This is a genomic window from Acinetobacter sp. RG5 (assembly GCF_031844265.1).
In the GTDB taxonomy this organism is placed as follows: domain Bacteria; phylum Pseudomonadota; class Gammaproteobacteria; order Pseudomonadales; family Moraxellaceae; genus Acinetobacter.
The window spans coordinates 198,138-217,325 of the sequence record NZ_JAUZUV010000004.1 but is presented as its reverse complement, the minus strand read 5'-3'; the positions used below and the strand labels follow the sequence as shown (position 1 = coordinate 217,325).

The 19,188-nt window shown below is 40.8% G+C and carries 18 protein-coding genes, 1 tRNA gene and 1 pseudogene; 12 read left to right on the top strand and 8 right to left on the bottom strand.

Features of this window, described 5'->3' with window-relative positions; translation table 11 throughout:
* Positions 1–92: 92 nt before the first annotated feature.
* Entirely contained in the window at positions 93–920 is an 828-nt protein-coding gene (gene map, locus Q9R21_RS06560; RefSeq protein WP_148334583.1) for a type I methionyl aminopeptidase, read from the bottom strand.
* Between the two features lie 207 nt (positions 921–1,127).
* Between map and rpsB the strand changes: the two genes are divergently transcribed.
* The 3 genes from rpsB to Q9R21_RS06545 all read left to right on the top strand — a co-directional run bounded on the left by rpsB (position 1,128) and on the right by Q9R21_RS06545 (position 3,539).
* Positions 1,128–1,874, top strand: a complete 747-nt coding sequence (gene rpsB, locus Q9R21_RS06555; protein ID WP_004279050.1) for a 30S ribosomal protein S2 — start codon at positions 1,128–1,130, stop codon at positions 1,872–1,874.
* 142 nt (positions 1,875–2,016) lie between these two features.
* The gene (gene tsf / locus Q9R21_RS06550) at positions 2,017–2,892 is read left to right on the top strand and encodes a translation elongation factor Ts (protein ID WP_004645608.1); all 876 of its coding nucleotides are present in this window, start codon (positions 2,017–2,019) and stop codon (positions 2,890–2,892) included.
* A 146-nt stretch (positions 2,893–3,038) separates the two neighbouring features.
* Positions 3,039–3,539, top strand: coding sequence for a DUF3465 domain-containing protein (locus Q9R21_RS06545; protein ID WP_311203954.1), 501 nt, complete (start codon positions 3,039–3,041; stop codon positions 3,537–3,539).
* Between the two features lie 33 nt (positions 3,540–3,572).
* Here Q9R21_RS06545 and Q9R21_RS06540 read toward each other — a convergent pair whose 3' ends face one another.
* The 7 genes from Q9R21_RS06540 to Q9R21_RS06510 all read right to left on the bottom strand — a co-directional run bounded on the left by Q9R21_RS06540 (position 3,573) and on the right by Q9R21_RS06510 (position 9,656).
* Positions 3,573–4,028: an Mpo1-like protein gene (locus tag Q9R21_RS06540; RefSeq protein ID WP_311203953.1), complete on the bottom strand. Its 456-nt coding sequence runs from the start codon at positions 4,026–4,028 to the stop codon at positions 3,573–3,575.
* Positions 4,029–4,269: 241 nt separating this feature from the next.
* Positions 4,270–4,884 carry a septal ring lytic transglycosylase RlpA family protein gene (locus Q9R21_RS06535; RefSeq protein WP_004279046.1) on the bottom strand — a complete coding sequence of 205 codons (615 nt, stop codon included), beginning with the start codon at positions 4,882–4,884 and terminating at the stop codon, positions 4,270–4,272.
* A 288-nt stretch (positions 4,885–5,172) separates the two neighbouring features.
* Complete coding sequence (gene mltB, locus Q9R21_RS06530; RefSeq protein WP_005106462.1) at positions 5,173–6,174, bottom strand: lytic murein transglycosylase B; 1,002 nt, start codon at positions 6,172–6,174, stop codon at positions 5,173–5,175.
* Between the two features lie 288 nt (positions 6,175–6,462).
* Positions 6,463–7,116, bottom strand: a complete 654-nt coding sequence (locus tag Q9R21_RS06525; RefSeq protein WP_129716451.1) for a hypothetical protein — start codon at positions 7,114–7,116, stop codon at positions 6,463–6,465.
* Between the two features lie 19 nt (positions 7,117–7,135).
* On the bottom strand, positions 7,136–7,951 hold the full coding sequence (queF, locus tag Q9R21_RS06520; protein WP_311203952.1) for an NADPH-dependent 7-cyano-7-deazaguanine reductase QueF: 816 nt from the start codon (positions 7,949–7,951) through the stop codon (positions 7,136–7,138).
* Entirely contained in the window at positions 7,951–8,724 is a 774-nt protein-coding gene (locus Q9R21_RS06515; RefSeq protein ID WP_004279041.1) for an ABC transporter permease, read from the bottom strand. Before Q9R21_RS06515 ends, queF begins: the two co-directional genes overlap by 1 nt.
* Positions 8,721–9,656 carry an ABC transporter ATP-binding protein gene (locus Q9R21_RS06510; protein WP_311203951.1) on the bottom strand — a complete coding sequence of 312 codons (936 nt, stop codon included), beginning with the start codon at positions 9,654–9,656 and terminating at the stop codon, positions 8,721–8,723. Before Q9R21_RS06510 ends, Q9R21_RS06515 begins: the two co-directional genes overlap by 4 nt.
* A gap of 190 nt (positions 9,657–9,846) precedes the next feature.
* Here Q9R21_RS06510 and Q9R21_RS06505 point away from each other — a divergent pair.
* The 9 genes and pseudogenes from Q9R21_RS06505 (at position 9,847) to Q9R21_RS06465 (ending at position 19,172) form a co-directional block, all read left to right on the top strand.
* Positions 9,847–9,922 (top strand) — tRNA-Arg (locus tag Q9R21_RS06505).
* A gap of 163 nt (positions 9,923–10,085) precedes the next feature.
* Positions 10,086–11,318: pseudogene (locus Q9R21_RS06500) on the top strand (tyrosine-type recombinase/integrase).
* A 389-nt stretch (positions 11,319–11,707) separates the two neighbouring features.
* Positions 11,708–13,936, top strand: a complete 2,229-nt coding sequence (locus tag Q9R21_RS06495) for a hypothetical protein (protein ID WP_311203950.1) — start codon at positions 11,708–11,710, stop codon at positions 13,934–13,936.
* A 290-nt stretch (positions 13,937–14,226) separates the two neighbouring features.
* The gene (locus Q9R21_RS06490; protein WP_311203949.1) at positions 14,227–15,096 is read left to right on the top strand and encodes an inovirus-type Gp2 protein; all 870 of its coding nucleotides are present in this window, start codon (positions 14,227–14,229) and stop codon (positions 15,094–15,096) included.
* A gap of 105 nt (positions 15,097–15,201) precedes the next feature.
* A complete protein-coding gene (locus Q9R21_RS06485) occupies positions 15,202–15,480 on the top strand; it encodes a hypothetical protein (RefSeq protein WP_180072471.1) in 279 nt (92 codons plus the stop codon).
* Positions 15,481–15,502: 22 nt separating this feature from the next.
* Positions 15,503–16,537, top strand: coding sequence for a DUF932 domain-containing protein (locus Q9R21_RS06480; RefSeq protein WP_311203948.1), 1,035 nt, complete (start codon positions 15,503–15,505; stop codon positions 16,535–16,537).
* Positions 16,538–16,724: 187 nt separating this feature from the next.
* On the top strand, positions 16,725–17,783 hold the full coding sequence (locus Q9R21_RS06475; protein WP_311203947.1) for a lambda-exonuclease family protein: 1,059 nt from the start codon (positions 16,725–16,727) through the stop codon (positions 17,781–17,783).
* 194 nt (positions 17,784–17,977) lie between these two features.
* The gene (locus Q9R21_RS06470) at positions 17,978–18,862 is read left to right on the top strand and encodes a hydrolase or metal-binding protein (RefSeq protein ID WP_071321307.1); all 885 of its coding nucleotides are present in this window, start codon (positions 17,978–17,980) and stop codon (positions 18,860–18,862) included.
* 79 nt (positions 18,863–18,941) lie between these two features.
* Entirely contained in the window at positions 18,942–19,172 is a 231-nt protein-coding gene (locus tag Q9R21_RS06465) for an AlpA family transcriptional regulator (RefSeq protein WP_071321306.1), read from the top strand.
* Positions 19,173–19,188: the final 16 nt, after the last annotated feature.

Genomic DNA, 19,188 nt, shown 5'->3' with positions numbered 1-19,188 from the left:
CTTTTTACATCTCGGTCATGCATACGAATGCATGAAATATAAAATAAAAATGGCCACTTTAAAGTGACCATTTTGTGTTGTTGATGTTGTGGTTACACACTAAAGCGTGACAAATCTTCGTCCGGGCGTGCTGTTAAAATTTCCGCGCCGGTTTTGGTCACCAGAATCGTATGTTCATATTGTGCTGACAATGAATGGTCTTTGGTGACCACTGTCCATTTATCACCGAGTAATTTGGTTTTCCAGTCACCACCATTGACCATTGGCTCAATGGTAAAGGTCATGCCTTCTTCAAGTACCATGCCGGTATCTGGCTGACCATAATGCAGCACTTGCGGTTCGTCATGGAAAGTTGTACCAATACCGTGACCACAATATTCACGTACCACGCCAAAACGCTCGGATTCAACATACTGCTGAATGGCATGACCAATATCGCCAATGGTTGAACCCGGTTTTACAGTTTCAATACCTCGGTACATGGCTTCTTGCGCTACCTTACATAGACGGTTGGCAAGAATAGTGGTTTCACCACCCACGATGTACATCATGTTGGTGTCACCATGATAGCCATCTTTAATCACGGTCACATCAATGTTCAGGATGTCGCCTTTTTTCAATTTTTTACTGTCTGATGGAATGCCGTGACACACTACGTGGTTCACAGAAGTACAAATAGTATGTTGGAAGGCAGGTCGACCCGGTGCAGCGCCATAGCCTAAGCATGCTGGAATCGCCTGTTGTTGGTTAACAATATAGTCATGACAAATCGTATCAAGTTCTAGCGTAGTAACACCTGGAACAATATGCGGTTTGATCATATCCAATACTTCTGCCGCCAGTCGCCCTGCCACACGCATTTTTTCAATTTCGTCAGGGGTTTTGATAAGTCGACGTGGCGCTTGGTAAGTGTTGTTCATGATCTCTAAAAACTTTTGGAAATTTGTGTGTGACTATGGTATAAATAGCCGCCCATTTTATCAAATGCTTTTTCGTGAATAAATTTCACGGGCTTTGTGCGATGAGGCAAAAAAATCCGCACATATATCGACACATTACTCTGGGTGCCCTTTAGGGTGGAGAATGCGGGTATATGGAGGCCTAACCCAAACTTTAAGGTAAAGAAAATGGCAGATTACAACGTAAGCATGCGCGACCTTCTTCAAGCTGGCGCGCACTTTGGTCACCAAACTCGTTTCTGGAATCCAAAGATGCGTGATTACATCTTTGGTGCGCGTAACAAAATTCACATCATCAACCTTGAGCACACTGTTCCTGCGTTAAATGATGCTTTGAACTTTGCTAACAACTTGGCTAGCAAAAAGAACAAAGTTTTGTTCGTTGGTACTAAACGTGCAGCTTCTGCGATCATCCGTGAACAAGCTCAACGCGCTGGTCAACCATATGTAGATCACCGCTGGTTAGGTGGTATGTTGACGAACTGGAAAACACTTCGCCAATCTATCAACCGTTTAAAAGACCTTCAAACTCAATCTCAAGACGGCACTTTCGCTAAGCTGACTAAACGTGAAGCTCTAGAGCGTACTCGTGAGATGGAAAAACTTGAGCGTGGCTTAGGCGGCGTTAAAAACATGGGTGGTTTACCTGACGCATTATTCGTAATCGACGTTGATCACGAAGCGATTGCAATCAAAGAAGCGAAGAACCTTGGTATTCCTGTAATCGGTATCGTTGATACAAACTCTAACCCAGACAACGTAGACTACGTTATCCCGGGTAACGATGATGCGATCCGTGCAGTAACACTTTATGCTTCTGCTATGGCTGATGCGATTCTTGCTGGTAAAGAATATGCTCAATCACAAGCAAATGCACAAGCTAAAGCAGAAGAAGCTCCAGCTTCTGAGGCTTAATGCGTTTGACGCTAGCTTGTCATTTTTGCGACATGTGATGGTGGCAAAGTAAGCGTTATGTATGCAGGCGGCCCATGAGAACTCCTCTGGGCCGTTTCTGTTCTAAAAAGAATTCATTTTCTACCGAATTTAGGAGATAAACATGACTGCAGTTACAGCAAGCATGGTTAAAGAATTGCGCGATCGTACTGGTCTTGCAATGATGGAATGTAAAAAAGCTTTGACAGAAGCGGGCGGCGACGTTGAACTAGCGATCGACAACCTACGTAAATCTGGTCAAGCTAAAGCTGCTAAAAAAGCAGGTAACATTGCTGCTGACGGCGCGATCACAATTGCTCAAGACGGCAACAAAGCACTTCTTCTAGAAGTTAACTGTCAAACTGACTTCGTTGCAAAAGACGAAAACTTTGCTGGTTTCTCTGCGAAAGTTGCTGCTGCTGCACTTGCTGCAAACGTAACTGATCCTGCTCAAATCGCTGAATTGAAACTAGAAGATGGTACGACTGTTGAAGAAGCGCGTATCGCTCTTGTTCAAAAAATCGGTGAAAACATCCAAGTACGTCGTGCGAAAATTGTTGAAGGCGAAAACCTTGCAGTTTACAAACACGGTCTTAAAATCGGTGTTGTTGTTTCTTACACTGGTGATGAAGCTACAGGTAAAGGCTTGGCAATGCACGTTGCTGCGTTCAACCCAGTTGCTGTAAATGCTGAAGGCGTTTCTGCTGAGCTTATCGCGAAAGAGAAAGAAATTGCTGAAGCGAAAGCACTTGAATCTGGCAAGCCAGCAAATATCGTTGAGAAGATGGTTGTAGGTTCTGTTGAGAAATACTTGAATGAAGTTGTGCTTGAGCGTCAAATGTACGTAATCGACAACGATAAGAAAGTTGCAGACGTTCTTAAAGCAACTGGTACTACAGTTGCAAACTTCGTTCGTTTCGAAGTTGGTGAAGGCATTGAGAAAAAAGCAGAAATGAGCTTCGCTGAAGAAGTTGCTGCTGCTCAAGCTGCTGCAAAATAATTCCTGAGGAATTAGAAAAAGCCCTATCTGATTGATGGGGCTTTTTTATGTTGATTTATTCTTCATCAGCAATTCAAGAATAGGATTTGGGTTTGGTGATAGAGCTCAGATCATGTATTTATCATTTAATAAAAAAGTTATAAAAAATGCCAAATAAAACCAATCTGGGCATTGGTGCAGTCATTGCACTTTTGATTGCTGCTTATCTGGGCCTGGATCTACAGCAATCCCAACCACTTATTCCATCCGCATCTGATACCACAACTGAAACGCTTCATTCAGAGCCTAACTTAGAACCTTCTCAAGCCACTGATGATCTGGACCGAATTGCACGGGCGTTTCAACAGCGCCAGAGTGATCTACAGGTTCGTTCAAGTGGGCAGGTGATTGCCGTTTTGCCAGATGATCATGAAGGATCGCGCCATCAAAAGTTCATCCTCGAATTACCAAACGGTCAAACTGTACTAGTTGCGCATAATATCGATCTGGCGCCGCGTATTCAGAATATTCAAAGACAGGATCAGGTCGAGTTTTATGGAGAATATGAATACAGTGACAAGGGAGGGGTGATTCACTGGACGCATCATGACCCGGCGCGAAAACATGTTGATGGGTGGTTAAAACATCAAGGAAGAACCTATCAATAAGGTTCTTCTAATTGAATAAATCGAATATAGCGTTTAAACGCTCATAATTGCGCTGTTATGGCGTGATTTCCAGTTCGGTAGGATTTTACCTAAATAGGCATCCATGCACCAAATTGGGCCAATGAGGAGGAATTGGAGGTCTTTGAAGAATGAAGGCTTTTTACCTTCCACTTTGTGCCCATAAAATTGGCCAATCCAGGCCAAGACAAACAGTGCAATAAAGAAACTGGTACCAACTGGCAGAATCCAGATGAGCCAAGCCATCACCAACGTTAATACAGCCATCGCTACTGCCAAAACAAGATCCAGACGTGCATAGAAGATAAAAGCCAAAACCAGTAGCAGGGTAGTTAGCAAAGCGCTGAAATGCGCCAGAATGCCAATAATCGAAAAATAGATGGTTGGTACGCAGACCCAGTGAATCAGCTTATTGGTTTTATTTTGATGGCTGTCACTATATTCATCGAACCATTCAGATATTGTTTTCATTCTTCGCTCCATTCCATGAACATGTTTTGCTTATGTGGAAATATAAAGCAGAATCCGGATATGGTCAAAAGTTAATCATGCAAGCGAGTGAATTTTATCAGGCAGAATGAGCCTAACAAAATTTTCTTGAAAGAACTTTAAGATAGTGCTGAGCAGGGGCGTTTATTTTTTTTTGGAAAAATGAGCACAATAAAAAAGCCACATTACTGTGGCTTTTGTTAAATGTGTTGCAGGTCAAATCTTAAGAATTTGGACCAGCGACACGTTCAATACTGACTTTTGCAGTACCGGCACTGGTAATACCCAACTGTTTCGCAGCACCGTAAGATAAATCAACAACACGGTTACCATGGAAAGGACCGCGGTCATTTACTTTAACCACGACGCTCTTGCCGTTATTACGGTTGGTTACGCGAATATAGCAGTTCAATGGCAGGCTACGATGAGCAGCTGTCATTGCGTTCATGTCAAAGGTTTCACCGCTTGCGGTTTTACGGCCGTGGAATTGACGACCATACCAAGACGCTGTACCTGTCTGACTGAATTTACGTACAGTATTAGAAGCCACTGTATTCAGTTTTTCAATCACTGAAGGCTCTTCTGCAGGAAGTTCAATTTTCGCTGCAATGGTTTCACGGCGAACTTTATCGCCCGAACGCTCAGTGATTGAAAGGCTGTTCAAATTTGTGAAATTTGAATTGAAGCTTTGAGCTTCTTTATTGAGTACTCGCGTTGCAAGACGCGAATTGTCATTTTCATTGGTGAATGAAGATGACGGAACCATATCTGCCTGCGATTGCGTCAGCGTGACGATCGTGGCAATGGCCATAAAAGACTTCAAAATTGAAGAATGCATCGAATCAACTCCTAACAGCATATCTATTGGTTGTTCATAAATGGCTGAAAAACCATGTAAACATGCCTGATATTTAACTTATGCAACTACATTTAACGAAATGGATAATATTCATGCCAGCAATACCCTGTCTAGTGTTTAATTAAAATAGTTAAAAAAAGAACGCAAAATAAACAATGATTGATCAAAAAATAATCAATATTGTAACATAATATTAAAATTGCTTAAAATATGCACAAATTAACCCATAAAAATGTTGACTTTCATAATTTGTATTAATTTTTAGTGTTAACGGCTGGTAATTTCGGTACCTAATAACCACAAAGCAGTAGCATACATACGGCTGCGATTATAAGTGGTAATCACTTGAAAATTTGGATAAGTGATATAGTAAATCGAGCCATAATTCTCTTGTAATTGAATTACATTAACCAGATCCAGATCGTCAATTTTTACGATTGGATTCATTGGGCTGATGCCTTGAGTTTTTAACACACCATAGGGGGTAGGTTGAGTCAGATCCTTGGCAATCACGGCATCTGGATTTGAACCGGTATAACGTGCCGGAAAGGCAATTGGCTGATTACGCTGCCAGCCATGCTGTGCCAGATAGTTGGCAATCGAACCAATCGCATCTACCGCTGAGTTACGCAGGTCAATATGACCATTGCCATCGTAGTCCACGCCGAATTTTGGAATGTTGCTCGGCATAAACTGCGGATAGCCAACAGCGCCGGCATACGAACCCACCACAGAAGAGGTGGCAACACCATCTCTATACGACCAGGCAATTAAAGCAGCTAGTTCATCCTGAAAATACTGGGCACGACGTTCATAGCCAAACCCTAAGGTTGCTAGGGCATCACGAGTGACAAAAGAGCCCTTGTTGCTACCAAAACCGGTTTCTACACCTAAAATGCCCAGAATGATCGCCTGTGGTACACCAAACTGCTGTTCAGCACGGTTAAGCGTTTCTGCATATTGCTGTTTAAAACGTACGCCGCGCTGAATGGTAGATTCAGCCAGGAAGTTAGTTTTATACGAATACCAAGGCTTACTTTCACCTGGGCGATTCATGATATTGATAATATTAGGCAAATTACGCGTCCCGCTCATGGCGGAATCTACTTGCTGGGCACTCAGCCCATAGCTCTGCATGGCGTTCTGCTTAAAAGCGGCATAAGAAGGGTGATATTGGAAATCGTTGGCCAGACTCAAACTGCTGAGACCAAATGCGGTAAGTGCGATTGAAAGCTGCTTAAACTTTTTATAAAAATCCGATTTCAACATCTTGCTACGATTTCCAGTTTTTTTGATGAGTTGCTGGCGATGTCATTTGAATCATGCCATGAAAAAGATTGATAAATTTTTTCAATCGTGGGGCTTAAAGTGCCAGATTAAAGATAACATTCGGATGAATAAGAGACCTAGCCGCTTATACAAAAATAGCGATGGATTGGCTATTTTTACGGCAGTTTGTCTTATAGAGTCGCTTATCTGTAACAAGCTATTTCACTGATCATAAAAAAGCCTGACCGAAGTCAGGCTAATTCCTCAAGATTTGTAGAAAATCTTGAACTATTCTGTATAGAACAAAGTGTCGTGATATTCGGCCATGGCGCGCAGCTCATCTTTATTCAAATTCAGAATGATTTTATCTGCTGCCATATTGATGGCCTTGATCACTGCAGATGCGCCAATATCTGCTGCCTTGCGTTTGATCATGCCAAGATCCAGGGTTTTATTAAAGTCGACCATAAAATGTCGTACTGTCGCTTCACCAAATTGCTTGTACAGGTTGCTGAACGCTTGTTTATCAATAGTCTGACCGGCTTTAAGTTCTGCGTAATGATGTTTTAAATTCGTCACCAGACTGGCATCCAGTGATTCACCAATGCGGAAATGTCCTTCAGGATCTTTAAACAGACTGCGCTCAGAGAATGCAATTGACTCTCTGACCACATCGTTCGGCGCTTTACTTAATAGCTGCTTCAGTAAAACCGCAACAGTCGACTTGATATAGCCAGCCAGTTTTTCCGCAGTATCACGTTTATCGCTGGCAGGAAAGCGACGCACCAGCTCGGTAAGAATCGCATCAATAATTTCATCATTAATCATTAATGCGGTTTTATCACGCAATGGGTAAAGCGGCTCACTTGAATTTTTGTTTTTTTGTGCAGTCTGAATTGTATTTAAAAGCTCTGCAGAAGGAATAAACCCAAAAAATGGCATTGTTCAACCTCAATGTTTTTTATTGTCGCGCTAAACGAATAGGGCGAGGCATCCATGTTAAATCCGATACACGGCAAGGGTTGATATCCAATCCACCACGGCGTGTATAGGTTGCGTAGACCATCAGCTTTTCCGGTTTCAGTTGCTGCCAGATATCGGCGAACATCTGCTCCACACATTGTTCGTGGAAACCATTATGCTGACGGTAGGAAATAATATAAGCTAAAATACTCTTATAACAAGGTTTTTTACCCTGATAACGTATAAAAACTGTTCCCCAGTCCGGCTGGCCAGTGACAGGGCAGTTACTTCTGAGTAAATGTGAATACAGCTGTATTTCGCCTTCTGCTGCATCCTTCGAATCCAAAGCCAATAAACTGGCATCTGGATGATTTTCCAGACGTTCAGGTATAAGCTCATCAATACAGATACCTTCCGGCTTACTGATCTCTAATTCATCGACCTGAAACAGTTGCAGTTTGACTTCAGCTTCAGCCGCAGTAGATAAATCTTTTTCTACCGTCGCGATAAAGGCTTCTTTAGATTCAAACTTGGCAAAGTTCAGACTATTGAAATACAGCTTCAAGGATTTGGATTCGATCAGATTCGGCGAGGACGCTGGCAAGCTAATGCGGCCAATGGCGACTTGTGGCACACCTGCTGGATTTAACCAGGAAATTTCAAACACATGCCACCAGTCTGCACCTTGCTGAATCGCTTCAACATGTGCGTATTGTTCACGGGCAGGCGCGCGTGAAATCGGAAACAGAACATCAGGATGATATTCTGTCGGGTAATTGGTGTCTTTACCAAGGAGAGATTGTTCTACACTCATTATTCACGCATTCCTGAACCACGGGAGAGTAAATGATAGGCCACTGCATACAGCACGGCACAACATAAGGTAATTACTGTCAGTGAAATGGCGACATTGACATCGCTATGTCCTAAAATGCCATAGCGGAAAGCATTCACCATATACACGACAGGATTAATTAAAGATAAATTTTGCCAGAATGGGCTTAAGCTGGAAATAGCATAAAATACACCACCCAAATAGGTTAGTGGCGTTAACACAAAAGTCGGGATGATCGAGATATCATCGAAAGATTTGGCATAAACGGCATTGATAAAACCACCCAAGGAAAACAGCAGGGAAGTAATTAAAACTGTATATATAGTCACAAACCAATTGGTGATATATAAGTCAGCAAAAAATAAGCTCACTGCACTCACAATGATCGCCACCAGTATCCCACGAATCACACCGCCCAATACATGCCCCCATAAAATGGCATGCATCGGTACAGGACTCATGATCAGTTCTTCAATACTTTTCTGGAATTTTGAGCTGAAGAAACTAGACGAGACGTTGGCATAGCTGTTGGTGATCACGGCCATCATAATCAGACCGGGCACAATGAACTCCATATAACTATAGCCGCCCATTTCCCCGATACGTGAGCCGACCAGATTACCGAAGATCACGAAATATAAGCTCATGGTAATGGCAGGTGGTAACAGGGTCTGCGGCCAGATGCGCATAAAGCGACGCACTTCTTTATAGATAATGGTATATAAAGCTACGCTGAGTTGATTAATGTTCATTGCGCAGCTCCATCCAGATTTTTCTCGACCATTTTCACAAAAAGTTCTTCCAGACGATTGGATTTATTGCGCATACTGCGTACCTGAATATTCTGTGATTCCAGCAACTGGAACAGATCATTCATGGTATGTGCCTTATCCATGGTAATTTCTAAGGTCATCGGATCGATCAGGTTAAATCGCACGCCGATGATATCCAGATGCAAAGGTTCAATCGGTTCGGCCAGATCAAAAATAAACGATTCTTCATTGAGCTGACTCAGGAAGCTTTTCATGGTGGTGTCTTCTTTAATCACACCGCGATCGATAATCGCAATGCGGCGACACAACATTTCTGCTTCTTCTAGATAATGCGTGGTCAGAATGATGGAGGTGCCTTTTTCATTCATCTCGTTCAAAAATTCCCACATCGAACGACGCAACTCGATATCAACGCCTGCCGTCGGTTCATCCAGAATCAGCAGTTTCGGTTCATGCATCATGGCACGCGCGATCATCAGGCGACGTTTCATCCCGCCCGATAACATGCGGGCCTGAGTGGAACGTTTTTCCCATAAACCCAGTTTGGTCAGATAAAGCTCCGCCCGTTCCTGTGCAATTTTTTTAGGAATGCCGTAATAGCCTGCCTGAGTCACCAAAATATCAAAGGTTCTTTCAAACTGGGCAAAGTTGAATTCCTGAGGTACTACACCTAGGCACTGTTTGGCCTGGGAAGGGTGGGTATCCAGATTATGACCAAAAATTTCGACTGTACCGGAGGTTTTTTTTGTTAATGAGCTGATAATACCGATGGTAGTAGATTTTCCTGCGCCATTAGGCCCCAATAGCGCATAAAATTCACCTTCTGGTACATTTAAGTTAATCCCTTTCAATGCCTGAAAGCCATTGCGATAGGTCTTTGACACATCCCTTAAGATCAGTGCATCAGTCATGAATATCTCAAATGGTGAAAAGTTGAGATATTGTGAGTGATCTCGCAAAATAAGCCAAGTGATTCACATGCAATTCTGTGTTGCTGTTTTGGAACATTGTATAAAGCTTAAGCATAAAAATGATGAAGTTAGAGATAGTTGCTTTACCTTATGCTTTTTTTTGTTATGATGTGCGCGATCCAAAAAAGATGCGCTCATAGCTCAACTGGATAGAGTACAGGTCTCCGAAGCCTGTGGCGTGGGTTCGAGTCCCGCTGAGCGCACCATTTCTTTGTTTCATCTTATCCGATCAAATACGAAAATCATTAAAAATAAACAACTTATGTATTTCTCTTATCCGATATTGTCCGAGCATGTTTTAGGTTATTTAAGTTTTTTGCGGTAATTTTTGCGGTAATTTCAAAATTATTGCAAAGGCTTACCGTAAAAATGCCAAAAATAATTGTAAATCTGACAGATACACAGATTCGTTCAGCTGTAAATTCACATAAAAAGTTATCAACCAAGGTTCAAATTAAACTAGCCGATGGTAAAGGACTATTTTTTATCATTGATAAAAATGGTAACTCCTATTGGAGGTGGGACTATGCTCGCCCAATCACTAAAAAACGTAATAGCATTTCTTTTGGGATATACCCAGAGGTATCGTTGCTAAATGCACGAGCAAAAAGAACTGAATGTCGAGAATTACTCGCCCAAAATATAGATCCAGCGGTTGTGAAGAAAAATGAAGAAGAAGCTAAATCAGGCAAAAATACTTTCGCTTTAATCGCGGATGAATATAGAAAGACAGAGGAGTTAGAGCCTAGTACTCAACGAAGGAATCAATTTGTTTGGGGTAAGTTGTATGCTGCAATTGGGGATTATCCAATAGACAGTATTACACCATCGCAAATTTTAGAAGTTTGTCGTATTTACGAAAGACAGGGTAAGACAGATTCAGCAAAGCGCATGAGAAGCAAAGCATCTCAAGTCTTTCGTTATGCGATTGCTTTAGGGTTATGTCAATTTAATGTGGCAGACCAAATTAGTGGAATCTTAAAAGTTGGTAAAACCAAGCATAGATCTGCGATCACAGATGAGCAGAAGCTAGGACGGTTATTGAGTAACATTAATAATAGTGTTGGCCGTGGTGACATTGCGATAGATTATGCTGTAAAAATTTTACCCCATGTTTTTGTACGCCCAGGAGAATTGAGAGGAGCCAAGTGGGCAGACATTGATTTTGAAAATCGGGTTTGGAAATACACTCCTCCTAAAACGAAGAATCAGACCGCATTACAGCATATTGTTCCTCTGTCAGATCAGGTTATCACCTTGTTTAAAGAATTACACCAAATAACAGGTTATACGGAGTATTGCTTTGTATCGATGCGGGATCAGTCCAAAACGATTAGCGAATCGACGATTAACAAACGATTGAAACAATATGGTTTTGAAAATGGTGAGACGACAGGTCATGGCTTTAGAGCGACTGCGAGAACACTCTTGGATGAGGTTCTAAAATTTCCAATTGAGCGGATTTAACAGCAACTGGCTCATCAGGTTCGTGATATGCATGGAAGAGCATACAACCGTACAAAATATTTAGAAGAACGTACGGTGATGATGCAATCATGGTCTGACTATTTAGATCGGTTGATGCATAAGACTATGGATTGATTAGTAAGCTTGCACCTGTGCGACAAAAACAACATTCATGCTGCTTATAACCGAGCACAGTATTGGGATGAACGAGTAATGATTATGGAATGGTATGGGGAGAAGGTGCAGGAATGGATGAAGTAAGTCACTCAGTATATGTAAAAAAACCACGCCTGATGGCGTGGTTTTTTATACCTAACATTTCTGTATTGCTTAATTATTAGTGTATTAATAAATATATTTATTGCTTATTTGCTATGTGTGAAAAATGATTTAATTTACTTAAAATATATGTGATAAACCTGTTTTAAAGTGTTTTTATAATTTATATTATCAACAACTTAGATTATTGAAATAGTTATATTTATAGTATGAAGCTTTCAAATTACAATAAATTATTAGGTTACATGTATTCTAAATCTATGAAGGATACGTTCTCCTCTCAAGAACCCAAGGCAGGTTGTGCATATAAAGAAACAATTAATTTATTGGTAAATATTTTGCAGTGGTGTGAACAGATCGAAACGGAGTTTCGGCACTTACATTGCGGTGAGCAAACGAATCAAGTAGGCCGATATAGAAGTCAGCAGCTTCTATTGGGTATAGGAAAAGCGCTAGATCAACTTTATGTAATGCCTAACTTTGATCAGCTACAAATGGGTCTAAAAAATAAAAGACTAACTGAATTCGGTCGAATCTTTGATAGTTTTGTCCATAGGACTGCTAAATCAACAAATCTAAAACAGCAGCAACATTTCCTGAGGCAGGAACAATTCAGACAATTTTATGCAGGGAGTTGGCAGAATGATTTCTTGAAAATATGGTATGAACATTACATTGATAATTTAAGACGATATGGCATACCAGCTGAAAAATTCTCAGAAACGAAAAGTTTAATACTAAGTGATTTAGACGAGCTACTTAAGATAGGTAAAAAATTACATGTTTTAAGTACTGTAATTCGAATTGATAGCAATAATGCAGATGATGAAATTGCAAAACTTCATAGCAAGAGATATGAGCTTTTACGGCAGATCTCAGTTGAGGGGTTATTACGTAATTATTATATTTGCTTGAATGGTCACAATAATGGCTTAGACTACTTCTGTATATGGGTATTTGAAACAACATCTGATTACACGGAACATAGAACAATAAGTGAGATCAAAACACAGTGCCATGAGCTTCTAAAATCATATGACTTGAATATTGATGTCAGTATTATGAATTGGAATGATAACTTTAATTCAAGTAGTGAGGTCTTCAATAAGCAATTTAATCTATGCCTTTACGATGAAAAGAATAAAGCTATATTCATTGAGAATTGTTTAGATTTTCTTGTGAGATTGGATCAGGACTTTATGTTCAAGTCTACAAATGATGACATTATTGGGCGGGAAAATCACGAAATTAATTTTAATGAAAACGTGCATATCATTATACAAAAGTTCAAAAAGCACCCTAACCCACATCGTGTATTAGGTGATTTAACTCAATATGCTTTATTCGACTTGTGTTGGGTACAAAATCATTTAGATGCTTATAGCAAAGACTATTTGAAGAATATTATTTTGCAATATCAAGAAAATTTGTCATCTTACGCAACATTTAAGTTAACGGAAGCAGAGCTTAAGCTTCTAGAAAAAATTGAAATTTTTATGCTATCGGTCAAATATTCGCGATCCTTACAGCCTAATGAAATGCGAGCGCAGCAAATAGTTGAAAGAACGCTGTTTCAATTTGTAGATTTGCTCATGCAACATGATTCTATTATTACGCTGGGAACTCGAATTGGGGGCGTTTATCGATCAAGGCTATTGCATTATTTTTTCGGGCAGTTCAGAAAATATGACTATCAGGATTTTTTGTCATTTCCTTTTGATCATACACGAGCTAATTTTTATAAATCTAAGATTGAAGACTTTAAGTACTATGGGGGACTATTTCAATCAATATATAGTCCCATAGCTATTACGTTAGGGCAAAATAAGCACATAAATATTCCAAGGCATGAGCAACGAGTCGAGAAAATCCAAAATTATTTGAGAGGGGCTTTTAAGCGCGATTGCGTTTTAATTAGATGCTCACTTAGCTGTGAGATGAAGAACGGCTTTATGAAACAAAAAGGGCTAAGTTCTGCTTTATATCAGATGTTGCATGCGGGAAAACGGAGAGCACCATTATCTAAGCTTAGGGCGTATGTAGGGGCATGGGTTGAAAATGATACAAGCCAAGTGTCAGATAAAAGACGATTCTTTGCCGATATTGTTTTTGTATTTGATCGTGAAGTACTGAATAATTATTCTAATTTAGCGGATGTTGTTAGTGAAAGATGGCAGGAAACGCTCAAGAAGGCTAGTGAGGCATTTCAACCGCCATTAGATTTAAAGGCTTCGTGCCGAGTTAAAAAAATATTTAATTCTGTAGAAGGGTTGGCATATCAAGAGTTGCTAGTAGAATCAATTGATAAACCACTAAAAAATATTATTATCAATAACTTGGCTCCTTACATAGTATATAAGGATCTGTTAGATAATACATTTTATTCAGATACTCCTAAATGGCTTATCAGAGGTACGTTACCTCGTAAAAAAAAGCGAAAGCCTAGCACTAAATCAAATAAAGCTGATGCTTGATATTCACCGCATAACTTTTTCAAAAGTAGGCTCTATCGATTATCCTTGTTGATCAATAGAGCTTCAAATATTGTGAAAAAAAAATTGAAAATATTGGTTGAATATGTTGTTTGGCTAACAAATATTCAAATTTGTAATGGCAGGTTATTAATATTATTAAATATATATCATATAGAGATTAATACTCTTACTACTCATAAGCTTATAGCATTAAGTACAATCTAACTAAAATTTATATTTATACAGTTTACCCATGTCATATGGAGCTATTTCCATATTGAGTATTAAACATGAGTAAATCAATTAATGAGTCTAAATTAACAATCCAACTAGAAGTAACTACAAACTTATGGATTAAGGCTGAGAATGAACCATTGGATTTCTATGAAGAGTTTGCAGAGTTATTGATTCATTTTGATGATATTTACCGTTCAGGCTTTCAGTACTTTGGTTATATCAATGCATGGTGTGATTGGTTAGATGAGCATGATATTGATGATTTAGATTTTGATGAAGTCGTCGATGAGTTGAAATGTGAATCATTTGATTACTATCAAAATTACTTTAAGGGGTACCAGAGTAGACAGCTGAAAGATTTCCGTAGGCATCGTGAGAACGAAAAACGTAATCTGGAATCTTTATCGAAAAAATTAGATAGAGCTCTTAGTCGATATTCAAAGTTAGAAGTAGTGAGAGTGGATATTGCATATTTGCAAAGCTGTCACGATATCATCGATATCCAAATGTTCTATCAAGATTTAGAAGAATTGCGTAAAGCGATATCTAAGCGTAAAGATCCGTTTCATGACTTAGTCGATTCTGCATGGGCGTTAGAGCAGGGTGAAACCAAAGGTTATCATTGCCATCTGTTGTTAATCTTCAATGGGCATCAACGTCAAAAAGGATGGGCTATAGCGGATAAGGTCGGGAAGTTGTGGAAGCAGATTACTAATGATGAGGGCTGTTATTTCAACTGTCATGATCCTAAGCAAATAGCTAAGTATAGAGAGCTCGGTATTCTTGGTATTGGTAGAATACATCGGGATAATCCAGTGGAGGTTCGTAACCTTCGTAATGCAGGTGCTTATCTAGTGAACCCTGAGAAAGAAGCGCAACACTTACGTGTAAAGCTCAGTCCTAAAATGCGTACCTTTCAGTGATTTGAAAATAATCTCAGATATACATCATCTAGATGAAAACAAAGTTATTTCAACTTTCAGGGCTTGCCAATCGGTAAGCCTTTGTCATTTTTGGAGATGTATATTATGAGTTTAACTTGTCCTTACTGTTTATCTGATCAGGTCATCCAAGTTGTGAATCAACAAGTGAATGGAACTGAATCATCAGGTCTTGCAGCATCAGCATCGTTTGCCACCATTGGTGCATCCATCTCAAAGAGCTTACCTTTACCTGTATCCCCATTACTTGGTGGACTAGCAGGTGCAGTTATTGGTGGTCTATTCAGTAGTGTATTCGATGAGCCGAAAAAGCCTATCACCATGACCTACTACCACTGTAATCAATGTCAGCAGAACTTTCGTTGAATCAGCATAGGAGATCGAATCAATGGCACATCAAATTGAACAAATCGCCTATGTTGGCGAAACCCCTTGGCATGGTCTCGGTAATCAGCTAAGTCCGAATCAACCACTGGAAGTCTGGGCACAGCAAGCCGGGATGGACTGGCGGATTGAATCCTCCAATGTCAGCTACATGGCACAAAATGAACGTGGTCAGAGCATTATCATGCCATTTGAAGAACAGCGAGTGTTGTATCGTTCAGATACCCATGCACCTTTATCTGTAGTCAGTCAGCGTTATCAGGAAGTTCAACCTAAAGAGATTCTGGAGTTCTACCGGGATCTGACTGAGCAATCTGGCTTTAAGTTAGAAACCGCAGGGGTTTTGAAAGGTGGGAAGAAGTTCTGGGCTTTGGCACGTACAGGTCAAAGTTCCGCTTTAAAGTCTAAGGATGTCAGTAATGGTTATATCCTGCTGGCTACTGCGTGTGACGGCACTTTGGCAACGACAGCACAGTTCACCAGTATCCGAGTGGTCTGTAACAACACTTTGGCGATTGCATTACGTGGGCAGAGCAGTAGTGCTGGTGTAGTGAAAGTTCCACATAGCACCAAGTTTGATGCAGAGAAGGTGAAACAGCAATTGGGTATTTCAGTGCGTGCATGGGATGAGCACATGTATGAAATGAAACAGCTCACGCAGCGTAAGGTGAGTCAGCAGGAAGCTAAGGCTTACTTTGATGCTGTGTTCAACAATAGCACCATGTCAATTTCTGATCCTGAAGAGAACATCATTCAGTTCTACCGTCAGGTGGCAAGTAACCCACCACAGCAAAATAAAACTGAACCAAATGGAAGAGCTATGACCAAAGCACTCGACATGTTTAATGGTCAGGGGCGAGGGGCAGATCTTTCATCTGCTAAAGGTACGGCTTATGGCTTACTGTGTTCGATCACGGAATTCGTTGATCATGAACGTCGTGCCATGAGTACAGATCATCGTCTCGATTCAGCATGGTTTGGTGCAGGCGCAGGTCTTAAACAACGTGGATTAGAACAAGCTCTGTGCTTGATAGCCTAAGCTCATGTAATTCTAACCCCGCAAGTCTCAACAATCGCTGAATAAAGCACACATATAAAGCTATCTAGTTTCAACTCACAATCAACAATCTGAATCAGCATGCATATCGCCATACCCGACCTCGTGTCGGGTATGGCTTTTTTATGCGCTTCTTTTTTACAAAACTGAAATTTATAAGGATAGAACTATGAATCAAATTGCACCGATTTCTAATCAATCTGTACAGACAGGTGTGCAAACGGCATTAAACCCATTAGCCACAACCAAGCGAGCTAATTCTGCAAAACGCTTAGTCAGCACCAAAGATATGGCGTATCAAGATTGGCTTGAAGTTCGTAAGCAAGGTATCGGTAGCAGTGACGCAGCTACGGCATGTGGATTAAACCCATACATGTCGATGCTAGAACTGTGGCTAATCAAAACAGGTCGACAAGCTCAGTCCATTGAAGATGAAAGTACAGGGGTTGCACCACTGTATTGGGGCAAGCAACTTGAACCTTTAGTGGCTGAGTATTACAGCATGCACACCAACAATAAGGTACGTCGAGTCAATGCAGTGTTACAGCACCCTGATCCTGACAAACATTTCATGTTGGCAAACTTAGATTACTCCGTTGTCGGGAGTGATGAAGTACAGATCCTTGAATGTAAAACAGCAGGGGAGCATGGAGCAAAGCTGTGGCGTGATGGCGTACCCCTTTATGTCTTGTGTCAGGTACAGCACCAATTAGCTGTGACAGGAAAACAGGCAGCCCATGTTTGTGTTTTGCTCTGTGGGCATGAAACCAAAATCTTTAAAGTCACTCGTTCTGAATCTGTGATTCAGCACATCATTAATGCAGAACGTTACTTCTGGGAATGTGTGGAAAAGGATACACCACCATCTGTGGATGCGAGTGAATCGGCAGCCAAAGCCATTCAGCAGTTGTATCCAATGCATGTACCACTAACAGTTGAAGATCTATCACAGAATGAAACAGCCAATCTCATGTTCGATAAGCTGATCAAACTGAAAGAAGAGATTCAGCATAAGCAAGAACGCTTCGATCAACTCAAGCATCAAATCCAAATGATGATGAAGGATGCAGAGCGTGCCACGTTTAGTCGTGGTTCAGTAGTGTGGAAGAAAGCCAATGATAGTGTCAGTTTGGATACCAAAGCACTGCTTAAGCATCAGCCTGATCTTATTGATCAATACCCATTGAAAAGACAGGGCAGTCGTCGCTTCAACATCTATATCGATTAAGCCCATCTCATTCACTTCATCAAAAATGCACAAAAATCGCTCCCCGCTCTCTACATCATGTGTAGAGAGCAAATCGGTCGCGATCTTTGCAGCTAAAACTCAGCTTTTTAACATTTGGATAACTTATTTGGTCCGTGTTCTGACCTACATAGAAGCACCCAAATCTGTAAGGAATTAAATATAGGAGTATCACCATGATCAAAGGTCTAGCGATCACACCGCCTACACTTGGACGTATCAGTATTGGTCGAATCGTGGAAAAGAATGGCAAACGTCTACCTGAAAAAGATGATCAATTCACCATAACCTCGCAAATCCAAAATAAAGAAGGATGGGTCAAGCACCCATTAGATGAACAGCTTCGAGCGAATGCTCCGAATCAGAAACTCCGTTCAATCCCTGTCCGCATGATCTTTAATGATCCTGATCTGAACTTACGCGCAGAATACATCTTATTTGATCGCCAGACTGGACGTCCTGTCTGTGTGGGTGATGGTCAAACTTGTCAGCGTTTAACCAACCAAGGTGTTGAACAGCATCCATGCCCTTCTCCTGATTTATGTCCTTTAGCTCAAGGTGGACACTGCAAACCATATGGACGTTTACATGTGAACTTAGATGAGTCGGATGAATTTGGCACATTCATTTTTAGAACCACAGGCTTTAACAGCATTCGGACTTTGGCAGCTCGACTGAGTTACTACCATGCAGCATCAAATGGTTTGCTTTCATGCTTGCCACTACAACTGACATTACGAGGTAAGAGTACAACGCAGAGTTATCGTCAGCCTGTGTATTATGTGGATTTAACATTAAGAGAGGGTGTGGATTTGCAGTCTGCGATTCACACTGCACATGAGATTGATCAGCAAAGTAAGCAGGCTGGATTCAATCAAGAGGCACTCGATCAGATGGCACGACAGGGCTTTGCTAATGCGAAATTTGAAATGGATATAGAGGAAGGATTGGATGTAGTAGAGGAGTTTTATCAGACAGAGGAGCAACAGCAGTCAGTTGTTAAAAATGAGTCTTTTAATATTCAACAGGGTTTAAAAGGCTCAGTGACTGCGTTGAATTGAATCGGACAGTGTAAAACCTTACGGGATTGCCGTATCTCATGAGCGAGTTGCTCGACATCATGAGATCGGAGTAAACACCATGAGTACATTTGTAGGACAAACATTCCAAATGAACCAACTGATTAGTATCAAGCAGGTCGTAGAGTTAGTTGGCGTTGGACGTTCAACCATCTATGAAATGATGGATGAGAACTCACCCTACTACGATCCGACCTTTCCAAAGAAAGTCAAAATCACCCAAAACCGTATCGGTTGGTCAGCTTATGAGATCCATCAATGGATTGAAAGTAAGTTGGCAAGCCGTGAATAGAAAGGGAGCTTTCGCT

Excerpts from the sequence above, each read along its gene's own strand:
- map (WP_148334583.1), bottom strand. The coding sequence starts at position 920 with ATGAACAACACTTACCAAGCGCCACGTCGACTTATCAAAACCCCTGAC.
- rpsB (WP_004279050.1), top strand. The coding sequence starts at position 1,128 with ATGGCAGATTACAACGTAAGCATGCGCGACCTTCTTCAAGCTGGCGCG.
- tsf (WP_004645608.1), top strand. The coding sequence starts at position 2,017 with ATGACTGCAGTTACAGCAAGCATGGTTAAAGAATTGCGCGATCGTACT.
- Q9R21_RS06545 (WP_311203954.1), top strand. The coding sequence starts at position 3,039 with ATGCCAAATAAAACCAATCTGGGCATTGGTGCAGTCATTGCACTTTTG.
- Q9R21_RS06540 (WP_311203953.1), bottom strand. The coding sequence starts at position 4,028 with ATGAAAACAATATCTGAATGGTTCGATGAATATAGTGACAGCCATCAA.
- Q9R21_RS06535 (WP_004279046.1), bottom strand. The coding sequence starts at position 4,884 with ATGCATTCTTCAATTTTGAAGTCTTTTATGGCCATTGCCACGATCGTC.
- mltB (WP_005106462.1), bottom strand. The coding sequence starts at position 6,174 with ATGTTGAAATCGGATTTTTATAAAAAGTTTAAGCAGCTTTCAATCGCA.
- Q9R21_RS06525 (WP_129716451.1), bottom strand. The coding sequence starts at position 7,116 with ATGCCATTTTTTGGGTTTATTCCTTCTGCAGAGCTTTTAAATACAATT.
- queF (WP_311203952.1), bottom strand. The coding sequence starts at position 7,951 with ATGAGTGTAGAACAATCTCTCCTTGGTAAAGACACCAATTACCCGACA.
- Q9R21_RS06515 (WP_004279041.1), bottom strand. The coding sequence starts at position 8,724 with ATGAACATTAATCAACTCAGCGTAGCTTTATATACCATTATCTATAAA.
- Q9R21_RS06510 (WP_311203951.1), bottom strand. The coding sequence starts at position 9,656 with ATGACTGATGCACTGATCTTAAGGGATGTGTCAAAGACCTATCGCAAT.
- Q9R21_RS06495 (WP_311203950.1), top strand. The coding sequence starts at position 11,708 with ATGTATTCTAAATCTATGAAGGATACGTTCTCCTCTCAAGAACCCAAG.
- Q9R21_RS06490 (WP_311203949.1), top strand. The coding sequence starts at position 14,227 with ATGAGTAAATCAATTAATGAGTCTAAATTAACAATCCAACTAGAAGTA.
- Q9R21_RS06485 (WP_180072471.1), top strand. The coding sequence starts at position 15,202 with ATGAGTTTAACTTGTCCTTACTGTTTATCTGATCAGGTCATCCAAGTT.
- Q9R21_RS06480 (WP_311203948.1), top strand. The coding sequence starts at position 15,503 with ATGGCACATCAAATTGAACAAATCGCCTATGTTGGCGAAACCCCTTGG.
- Q9R21_RS06475 (WP_311203947.1), top strand. The coding sequence starts at position 16,725 with ATGAATCAAATTGCACCGATTTCTAATCAATCTGTACAGACAGGTGTG.
- Q9R21_RS06470 (WP_071321307.1), top strand. The coding sequence starts at position 17,978 with ATGATCAAAGGTCTAGCGATCACACCGCCTACACTTGGACGTATCAGT.
- Q9R21_RS06465 (WP_071321306.1), top strand. The coding sequence starts at position 18,942 with ATGAGTACATTTGTAGGACAAACATTCCAAATGAACCAACTGATTAGT.